The following is a 405-nucleotide window of genomic DNA, read 5'->3' as shown; positions in this document are numbered from 1 at the left end:
GGTACGCGAGCTGGGTTTAGAACGTCGTGAGACAGTTCGGTCCCTATCTGCCGTGGGCGTTGGATGTTTGAGAAGGGCTGCTCCTAGTACGAGAGGACCGGAGTGGACGACCCTCTGGTGTTCCGGTTGTCACGCCAGTGGCATTGCCGGGTAGCTATGGTCGGACGGGATAACCGCTGAAAGCATCTAAGCGGGAAGCCCCCTTCAAGATGAGACATCCCTGAGGCCTAGAGCCTCCTGAAGGGCCCAGCGAGACCAGCTGGTTGATAGGCACGGTGTGGAAGCGCTGCAAGGTGTTGAGCTAACGTGTACTAATGGCCCGTGAGGCTTGACCCTATAACACCCAAGGGGTCTGCTCACAATGATGACGAAAAAACCGGATACGCAGCGTGTGGCCCAAGCATC

General features: G+C 57.5%; 1 other annotated feature (running past one end of the window).

Annotated elements, in window-relative coordinates:
* Positions 1-336, top strand: a sequence feature (mutual gap in cmsearch alignment for this rRNA model is longer than 100); it begins 2,554 nt to the left of the window's first position.
* The last annotated feature ends 69 nt before the right edge of the window (positions 337-405 follow it).

It is taken from the genome of Vreelandella boliviensis LC1, assembly GCF_000236035.1.
Lineage (GTDB): Bacteria > Pseudomonadota > Gammaproteobacteria > Pseudomonadales > Halomonadaceae > Vreelandella > Vreelandella boliviensis.
The sequence above is the reverse complement of the archived record's forward strand: the minus strand, read 5'-3'. Positions and strand labels throughout refer to the sequence as shown.